At 46.4% G+C, this 8666-nt stretch carries 9 protein-coding genes and 4 pseudogenes; 7 read left to right on the top strand and 6 right to left on the bottom strand.

The genetic code is table 11. The features are described 5' to 3' along the window. The first annotated feature begins 132 nt into the window (after nt 1-132). On the top strand, nt 133-849 hold the full coding sequence (locus SPM24T3_RS23675; protein ID WP_037379738.1) for a hypothetical protein: 717 nt from the start codon (nt 133-135) through the stop codon (nt 847-849). Between the two features lie 101 nt (nt 850-950). Here SPM24T3_RS23675 and SPM24T3_RS23670 read toward each other — a convergent pair whose 3' ends face one another. Next, nucleotides 951-1388, bottom strand: coding sequence for a hypothetical protein (locus tag SPM24T3_RS23670; RefSeq protein ID WP_009639378.1), 438 nt, complete (start codon nt 1386-1388; stop codon nt 951-953). An 88-nt stretch (nt 1389-1476) separates the two neighbouring features. Between SPM24T3_RS23670 and SPM24T3_RS23665 the strand changes: the two are divergent. After that, nucleotides 1477-1788: pseudogene (locus SPM24T3_RS23665) on the top strand (hypothetical protein); the annotation flags it as partial. A gap of 4 nt (nt 1789-1792) precedes the next feature. Here SPM24T3_RS23665 and SPM24T3_RS23660 read toward each other — a convergent pair. The 3 genes and pseudogenes from SPM24T3_RS23660 to arsH all read right to left on the bottom strand — a co-directional run bounded on the left by SPM24T3_RS23660 (nt 1793) and on the right by arsH (nt 3708). After that, nucleotides 1793-2221, bottom strand: coding sequence for a hypothetical protein (locus tag SPM24T3_RS23660; RefSeq protein WP_037379736.1), 429 nt, complete (start codon nt 2219-2221; stop codon nt 1793-1795). A 105-nt stretch (nt 2222-2326) separates the two neighbouring features. Next, nucleotides 2327-2401: pseudogene (locus SPM24T3_RS26205) on the bottom strand (Rha family transcriptional regulator); the annotation flags it as partial. Nucleotides 2402-3009: 608 nt separating this feature from the next. Beyond that, nucleotides 3010-3708, bottom strand: a complete 699-nt coding sequence (gene arsH / locus SPM24T3_RS23655) for an arsenical resistance protein ArsH (protein ID WP_009639375.1) — start codon at nt 3706-3708, stop codon at nt 3010-3012. An 85-nt stretch (nt 3709-3793) separates the two neighbouring features. On the opposite strand from arsH, the gene SPM24T3_RS23650 reads away from it, so the two are divergent. From SPM24T3_RS23650 to arsC, 3 genes are read left to right on the top strand one after another with little or no spacing between them, the layout of a single operon-like run. Beyond that, complete coding sequence (locus SPM24T3_RS23650) at nt 3794-4114, top strand: transcriptional regulator (protein WP_009639374.1); 321 nt, start codon at nt 3794-3796, stop codon at nt 4112-4114. Nucleotides 4115-4158: 44 nt separating this feature from the next. Then, nucleotides 4159-5448: an arsenic transporter gene (locus SPM24T3_RS23645; RefSeq protein WP_009639373.1), complete on the top strand. Its 1290-nt coding sequence runs from the start codon at nt 4159-4161 to the stop codon at nt 5446-5448. Nucleotides 5449-5460: 12 nt separating this feature from the next. Then, nucleotides 5461-5886 (top strand): glutaredoxin-dependent arsenate reductase, encoded by a 426-nt coding sequence (arsC, locus tag SPM24T3_RS23640; RefSeq protein WP_009639372.1) that lies wholly within the window; start codon nt 5461-5463, stop codon nt 5884-5886. Between the two features lie 344 nt (nt 5887-6230). Here arsC and SPM24T3_RS23635 read toward each other — a convergent pair whose 3' ends face one another. Next, entirely contained in the window at nt 6231-6605 is a 375-nt protein-coding gene (locus SPM24T3_RS23635; RefSeq protein WP_009639371.1) for a hypothetical protein, read from the bottom strand. 266 nt (nt 6606-6871) lie between these two features. Next, nucleotides 6872-7120 (bottom strand): annotated as a pseudogene (locus tag SPM24T3_RS23630) (transposase); the annotation flags it as partial. A gap of 267 nt (nt 7121-7387) precedes the next feature. On the opposite strand from SPM24T3_RS23630, the gene SPM24T3_RS23625 reads away from it, so the two are divergent. Together SPM24T3_RS23625 and SPM24T3_RS25330 are read left to right on the top strand one after the other, a co-directional pair. Then, nucleotides 7388-7870, top strand: a complete 483-nt coding sequence (locus SPM24T3_RS23625) for a hypothetical protein (RefSeq protein WP_009639369.1) — start codon at nt 7388-7390, stop codon at nt 7868-7870. Between the two features lie 69 nt (nt 7871-7939). Further along, nucleotides 7940-8666 (top strand): annotated as a pseudogene (locus tag SPM24T3_RS25330) (hypothetical protein); the annotation flags it as partial.

Raw genomic sequence — 8666 nt, 5'->3', positions numbered from 1 at the left:
TTTCTTAGTCCTAGCATCAATGGCGATTTATAAAGCTCCCACAAAGATCAAATAGCTCATAAATACTAACTTCTAAGCCATAGCTTATGTTTTACTTGTTGAATATCTTTCTAGCTTAACTATAGGATTTCAATGAGAATAAAATTATTGGCAGTTTGCCTCGGCATGCTTCCAACTCTGTCATGTGCCAACCTCTGTGCAAACATTTCAGGTATAACTGCTCCTCAGAATACAGAAGAGAAAAGCATACCTTATTACTCATCACCTGAGGCTATATGTCTTGACGGTGTGGATATAACCAATAAGTTGAAAAAGTATCCTGACGATAAGATTACAGGAGCATTTTCCATGATAAATGGAGACAGTAATGTATTTCTTGTCAGTATTTACAGCCAAAAAAACTATGCAGGCAGGATTTTGCTTCTTTCTGATGACAATCAGGAAACAAAGGTAATTGACATTTTTCACAACAAACCTGGCAAGCTACCTGATAAACCAGAAGACTCTGTTGAAAATATAATTATTAATTATTTTGATACTGCCACAAATACCCTTTATTACTCTGCTGATGCGTGGGCTCAGGCTGGCGCAGTACATGCAATAAAATGGGGTGGTGTCAGCAATCCTTTGTCCTGGACTGAAAGCTTCCTACACGATGGAACCTTCGAAGGGGTTTATAAAGGTATGCCTATGGTATCAACTATAGGCCACGATAAGAATGGGGCTTATTTTCCATCTTATTTACTAAGAAGTAATGGTGCGATTTTTTGTACCTTAGATACTCGACAACAGCTATGGCAATTATCTCCTCAGTGCCTCGCTGCCGGTGATGACTATAGGGAGAGGTGAGTCTTCTCTCGGAAGGTCCTGCTAAGCTGGTCGCGCTGAAAGACAAGCACCTGTAAGCCATTACAAGAGCCACTAACTTTCCCAGCGGCTCTGATAATGATTTATGCAGAAATATGACCGCCGTAATATGCGGCCTTAGCTAACTTATCAAATATTTTAGCGCCAGCGCTCATGTGCACATCTTCAAGTGTGATTATGTCTGTACTATCAAAACTCCCGACGCTTGCGCTACCGTTAGAGGCGATGAATATTTTGAGAAGGGGATTCAATTCATCCTTTTCTTCATAATCAAAAGAAAGAAGCATGAATGGGGTGCTGCCAGATAGAACAACGCGGCTGCTGCCGGTAACTTTAAAATTTAATCCATTGAAAACTATATGTATTTTTCCACCTTTGTTCTCAAGTGAAAATACAGTTTTTAATGTGACAATAGACTCCAAGTCTCGCTGCAAGCTACCTTCATACAATTCCAGCATCCGCCAGAGAGTAGGAAATTCCTGTAAAGCTCTTTTTATATCTGAAGGACCAAAATCAGCCATGACTAATCTCCACATGAGGTTGTTATTTATTTTCTCGTTTGAACAAAAAATAAACTCTCAAATAATTAGAAATTAATCCAGAGGAATTATGACCAAACCAAATTGGGAGGTCATCGAATCGGCATACCGAGCTGGCTTGCTATCAGTGAGGGAGATTGCTTCTCAGCATGGCATAACACACGGCGCTATTAACAAGCGAGCAAAGCGCGACGGCTTGGAGCGAGACCTTAAGGCAAAGATAAAAGCTAGGGCCGATTCTTTGGTATCCAAACGTGAGGTATCCACTCTGGTATCCACCGGAAAGGCTATCTCTGAGCGGATACTGATTGAGGCCAGCGCAGAAGTTATTGCTAATGTTCGCATGGAACATCGTGGGGATATTCGCCGGGCAAGAAAGCTGGCTGTCATTCAAGCGCAGCGTTGATCTTATCTGCCTGGCTACCCTGACGCTTCCACGCACTGTAGATATCCTTATCCCACGCTTTCCCTGCTCTCGTTTGATAGCCAGCTTCATTGAGCCGTTCAGCGATAATGCGGCCATTATCAAAACCTGCACTGATGGTGTCAGCCACTATCCTGAGAACTGCTGATTCATTGTATGGGTGTGGGGGAATGCCTTGCTTGCCAATCACGAGGGCCGCCGCGGCTGTTTCCATGCGTTCCACCAGTGCCAGCATACGAACATCAGCCTGAGCTGTAGGGCGGTTTAGTTTGCTGCGTATAGCATCTACCAGCCAGGCTGACTTATCGCCACCAGCAGCCTCTACAGCTTCACTGAAAGCATCCTGCAATTCAGCAGGGACTCTAAATGCCACCAGGTTGGATTTACTCACTCAACCACCTCTTTAGCCACAGTATAATAAGCACATAATAGCATTGTATAACGATGTTATACAGATGATTTGGGAAAGCAGATTGTGGCTGCGGTTGCATAAACTTTGAGGCTTACCGTTCTGCAAGTCATTGTTTTTGTAGCAAAGCTCAAAGTTGAGTTTTATATCAAACTCAAGAGGGGCAGCCTGTAAGTATTGAGGTTTCATGAGGACAAAAATGTCCTCTGTAACAATATCAATCGCTTATCATTCTTTAGCTGCTCGCCTATCAGCAATGCCCGCCATTATTCACTCTCCCTTAGCATGCGTAGGCCTGTGCCGAAGCTGAATTAATGCTGCTGGTTCGCACAGAGGTTCGCACCAAAAAGCCACTTTTTAGCCTGCGAACTTATTACGATGCCATGCGGTAATATTGGCAAAAATGTTTGACAAAGTCGGACGTATTTAAGATGCGAAAATAACGTAGGGCCTTGATGAGGGTTTATCTTCATTGCCTCGTCAAACATAAACTATCAGCTTAGAGCGTTTTTACTTTTATTTACTTTTATTTACTTTTACAGTTTTAAAAGGCATTACACGCACCAAGCCCCGCCACATCTGGGTCAAAGGCTGATTAGCATGGAGGTGTTGTAAAGGTGATGAGGCTTGCGTAACGAAGTAACTTTAGCGCAGGTTTAACATGTGGCTGCCAAGCATTAGACTCCTGGGCACGTTACGCTGTTCGGCAGCTTAGTGCCAATAGCGGACGTTGTTAAGCTCATGCAGTATGAATTAACGAAGAACAGACGTTATATTTTGTCCTGATTGACACGGGATGAAAGCTCCTGATGGCTCTCTTTTCGCTCGCTGTAACGATCCGCAAGATAACCGGTTTGTCCCTTAAGCAGCAGCGTGATTTTAAACAGCTCCTCGGCTACATCGACGATGCGGTCATACCATGACGAAGGTTTCATTCGTCCGTTTTCGTCGAACTCTTGCCATGCCTTGGCTACGGAGGACTGGTTGGGGATCGTAAACATCCGCATCCAGCGGCCCAGAATACGCATCTGGTTCACTGCATTGAATGACTGTGAACCGCCGCAGACCTGCATTACCGCAAGTGTTTTGCCCTGCGAAGGACGAACCGCGCCTTCACTTAATGGTATCCAGTCAATCTGCGCCTTCATAACTGCGCTCATAGCCCCGTGCCGTTCCGGAGAACTCCACACCATCCCGTCACACCATCTGGCCAGACCGCGCAGCTCGGTGACTTTAGGATGCGTGTCCGGCGCATCATCCGGCAGGGGTAAACCGGAGGGGTTAAAGAGTTTTACCTCCGCGCCCATCGCCGTCAGCAGGCGACCAGCTTCTTCCGCGGCAAAGCGGCTGTAGGAGCGCTCTCTTACTGAGCCATACAGGATCAGAATCCGTGGCGGCTCCTGCAGATTCAGGCGTTCAGCGATGTGTTGGTCAAAGCATTCAGTATTCAGGGCAGGAAATTTTTCCATTTTTCTCCTCCGGAGAGAGCTGATGATTTTAAATATAACATATATGAGTTAACATATGTATATTCTAAAGGGAACGGAGTGAAAAATGCTACAACCTGTTCAGCTTTTCAAAATCCTGTCGGATGAAACACGGCTCGCCATCGTCATGCTTCTCCGGGAGTCAGGAGAACTGTGCGTCTGCGATATCTGCGCGGCCATTTCCGAATCGCAGCCCAAAATCTCGCGACATATGGCTATCCTTCGCGAGGCTGGGCTGGTTCTGGACCGTCGTGAAGGCAAATGGATCCACTATCGTCTGTCACCCCATATACCGGCATGGGCAGCTGAGACAATCACGACGTCCTGGCAGTGTATGCGGGAGGATGTGCGTGAATGGCTGGATAAATCAGCCTGCACCTCCTGCTGAGAAAGAAAAACACATTTACATAATCATATATAACGGAGTCTGAGATGCTTTTGGCAGGGAGTATATTTTTACTGACGCTGGTACTGGTGATCTGGCAACCCAGAGGCCTGAGTATTGGCTGGAGCGCGAGTATCGGGGCTGTGCTGGCGCTAGTAACCGGTGTCATCCATATCGCTGATATTCCCGTTGTCTGGAATATCGTCTGGAACGCGACAGCGGCATTTATTGCGGTCATTATCATCAGCCTGCTGCTCGATGAGTCCGGCTTCTTTGAGTGGGCCGCACTGCACGTCTCCCGCCGGGGTAATGGACGAGGCCGCCTGCTGTTCACCTGGATAGTGTTGCTCGGTGCCGCTGTTGCTGCTTTGTTCGCCAATGACGGCGCCGCGCTGATCCTGACGCCAATCGTGATTGCGATGTTGCTTGCAATGGGATTCAGCAAGGGCACAACGCTGGCCTTTGTGATGGCCGCAGGATTTATAGCAGATACGGCCAGCCTGCCGCTCATTGTTTCTAACCTGGTGAATATCGTCTCGTCGGACTTTTTCGGTCTGGGCTTTACGCAGTATGCCTCCGTTATGATCCCCGTAGATGTGGCAGCGATTGCGGCCACGCTGGTCATGCTGCATTTCTTCTTCCGCAGGGACATTCCGGCGACGTATGACGTTTCGCTGCTGAAGACGCCTGCGAGTGTGATAAAGGATCCGGCAACGTTCAGGGCGGGCTGGATTGTCCTGTTATTGCTGCTTGTCGGTTTCTTTGTTCTGGAGCCTCTGGGGATCCCGGTCAGTGCGATAGCGGCTGCTGGCGCAGCAGTACTGTTTATAGTGGCGAAAAGAGGTCATGCCATCAACACCGGAAAAGTCCTGCGCGGTGCGCCATGGCAGATCGTTATTTTTTCGCTGGGTATGTACCTGGTGGTCTATGGCCTGCGCAATGCAGGGCTCACGGAGTATCTGTCTGGCGTGCTAAACCTGCTGGCAGAAAAGGGGTTATGGGCAGCAACGTTCGGCACCGGCTTCCTGACCGCGTTTCTGTCGTCGGTGATGAACAATATGCCGACGGTGCTGATTGGCGCGCTGTCGATTGACGGGAGTACGGCGACTGGCGTCGTCAGAGAGGCAATGATTTATGCCAACGTGATTGGCTGCGATTTAGGCCCGAAAATCACCCCGATTGGCAGTCTGGCAACCCTACTTTGGCTGCATGTGCTTGCCCAGAGAAATATAACGATTACCTGGGGATATTACTTCCGCACCGGCATTATCATGACTCTGCCCGTGCTGTTTGTCACTCTGGCCGCGCTGGCGTTGCGGCTCTCCATCACTTTGTAATGAGATACAGATATGAGCAACATTACCATCTATCACAACCCTGCCTGCGGCACTTCACGCAACACGCTGGAGATGATCCGTAATAGCGGCAACGAACCGACGATAATTTATTATCTCGATACGCCACCGACCCGTGATGAGCTGATTAAACTTATTTCAGATATGGGAATTACGGTGCGTGCATTACTGCGTAAGAATGTTGAGCCTTATGAACACCTGGGTCCTGATGAAGAGAAATTTAGTGATGAGCAGTTGATTGATTTCATGCTTCAACATCCGATCCTGATTAATCGGCCGGTAGTCGTTACGCCGCTTGGCACTCGTCTTTGCCGCCCTTCAGAAATAGTGTTGGATATTCTACCGGAAGGTCAGAAAGGAGCGTTTACCAAAGAGGATGGGGAGAGGGTCATTGACGAAACGGGGAAGCGGGTTAAGTAATCTGCCCACTTCAAAATATCGGACGCCTGTTTACGCTATGCGGGCGTCCGCTCTTCGCTCAAAGCTGCCGGTCAACTTAGCATATAAGAACATCATTATTGTTATAGATAAGCAATTTTATGAGAATACCCAGAATAATGATTCACAAAGTTGGTTCAGAAGCACTTAGTGTTGGTTCAGCGGGGTACCATGTTGGTTCACTTTTTGAAAAATAAACCAATAAAAACAATCATCTTTACAAATTGAACCAACTGAACCAACTGAACCAACACCTTTTTGCTTATATAGAGAGAAAAGGTTCCGGTAAGGGTGTCCTGTAATGAGGATGTCTTACAAGTGGATTATTACTCGTTAACCCGAACAGATATCCCATCAATAGCCGCAAGCTTGCCGCCAGTGTCACGCATGACCAATCCAGTGCCAGGTAAACCATAGCGAGATACATTACACCAGATACCGCCACCAGCACCTGACTGAGTTTTATCCTGACGCTGTTCATAGCTGGTTGTCTTTTCTAAGATGCCATCACGAACCATAGCCTCCAGCGTGCGCCGGGTAGATTCCAGATGATGCCTTGAGTCGAAGGAGTCCAAGCCCTGAACCCAATAGGCCATGCCAGATACGTCGAACGGCGGCGCACCAACTTCACCAGTCACCCATTCGAGGTTGTCTGGCTCAAAGTAGCTGAGTATCTCTTTTTTGCGGGCTGTCATTCGCATGGTTAGCTGATTCCTTATTGTGGGATACATCTATCCTACATTAAGAAAGTGAAAAAGTTATCGGCGATAATTTTTATGCTTCCAGCACGGTGAAAAATACCGTAAAAAGAGTCACACAAAAACATTTGGGGGTATCTTTGGGGGTATGTTGTAAGTTAGTGTATTTATTTATTGTTTAAATACAGTTGGATGGATGTTTATATCCAACCCTGTAGGGTTTAGAAGTAAATAGACGTCAACTGACGTCTTTTTTTATGCCTAAAATTCAGTGAATTGGCTGATTTAAGCGCATCGAAATTCTTCCTGAGCTCACGTATTTCGATTTGTTCCGGTGTGATAGAAGAGGCTTTTGGCATTTTGCCCTGTCGTTCATCACGCAGCTGTTTTACCCATTTAGTCATCGTGGAAAGACCCACATCCATAGCCTTAGCTGCGTCAGAAACGGTGTAATTTTGGTCGACAACCAGCTGAGCGGACTCACGTTTGAATTCAGGACTAAAATTTCTTCTTTTCATTGGTGCACCTGTGTTGTTCTGAGGTGAGCATATCACCTCTGTTCAGGTGGCCAAATTCAGTGTGCCACTACATTACGAGGTAGAAGCTGCCCTTTTCCAGTTGCTTCCTTACAACATCATCTAGTGGTGCGTCATAGGATAGAGCGAGTTGAAAGAGCAATCATGCGGTAATTAAAAGCCAACAAACCAAACCCTCTTAACTGTGGGTTTTTTGCATTGCTCATCGCCGGTGCTAATATCAGAAAACTTAAACTGATGGGGATCGGGATGAAGAGTTATATTTTTGCTGCATTATTGATTCTGCCGCTAACCGCAAAAGCAGAAGCAGAAGACTTCACAGAATCTTTTTCAAAATGTGTAGTTATGGATAATGACCAGCAAAGACTGGCCTGTTACGATAAAATTCGTGATGACATTGTAAAAAGTGAAAGCGAAACAAAAAAATCAACTTCTGAATATCCAGCGATTGACATCAATGATTTGAAAGTGGATTTTGAAAAATTAAATGGCCATAAATTTTCAGTAGCAGCCTATGTCCAGTCTTTTGCTGGGACGTATTTTCTGAAATCTGGAACAATGGACATGAATCCAATTAGTGCAAATATGGATAATCTGCCAAGGGAAGATCGCAAAAAGCTTATTTCCGGCTGCCAAACAACCCTCTGTTTAGGAGTTTTTTATGGGGTTGTAAATAAAGACGATTATGAAACAAAATTTATCGTCAAAAAAGTTCAATGGGATGATAAATAAGCAAGATTTAAATACCCAAGCAACCCAACCATCGAGTTGGGTTTTTTATTGCCTAAAAATGGGGTTTTCATGAATATTCAGGCTTATAGCGTTGCTGTCAGGCTAGCTATGGATGACCAAATCTCACGCAATCTGATGATGATAAGTAACGACGCTGTTAAGCTGAATAAACGATTCATTCAGATGGCTAAAAACATCAAGGCTATCACTGCTGCAGCCAATGAAGCCCAAAGGGCTTTTAAAGGCATGAATAGCGCTATGAATAACCAATTCTCTAGCGCAACCAAGGGTGCTACTGCATACGCAGATGCTATGAAGTCTGCCGCTAACAATTCACGAGATGTTGCAAAGGCTAATCAAGAGGTTTCGCGATCGTCGGGTGGAATGCTGCCATATTTCGCTGGCGGTGCAATGGTCGGCGGGGCATTGAATGGTCAATATATGCCCCGCCAGAGCTCAGGGCCAGCAGGGTACATCGTAAATAATGGACGTACCTATGACGGAGAGGTTGTAAGAAGCAGTCTCCCTCCGGTAACCCCATTACGATTAGGGAACTCTGGCGGCGGGGGTATACCACCGGTCATTTCTGGAGGTTTGTTATCTGGCACTGGTGGTGATGGCGGCAATAACAGAGCAAGTTGGACAAGCGGAAGGGCTAGCAGTTTAAATCCACAATGGAATGGATGGAATAACGGAGTTCCTCCAGGAGGTTGGGGTGGAGGCAGGCCACCAGGCGGTAGTGGTGGCGGGAACGATGACAGCCAACCCAATAGGAGAATGACTCATACTGACAGTA

This window comes from Serratia sp. M24T3 (genome assembly GCF_000257645.1).
Taxonomy (GTDB): Bacteria; Pseudomonadota; Gammaproteobacteria; order Enterobacterales; family Enterobacteriaceae; genus Rouxiella.
This window is presented reverse-complemented; position numbering and strand designations above follow the sequence as displayed.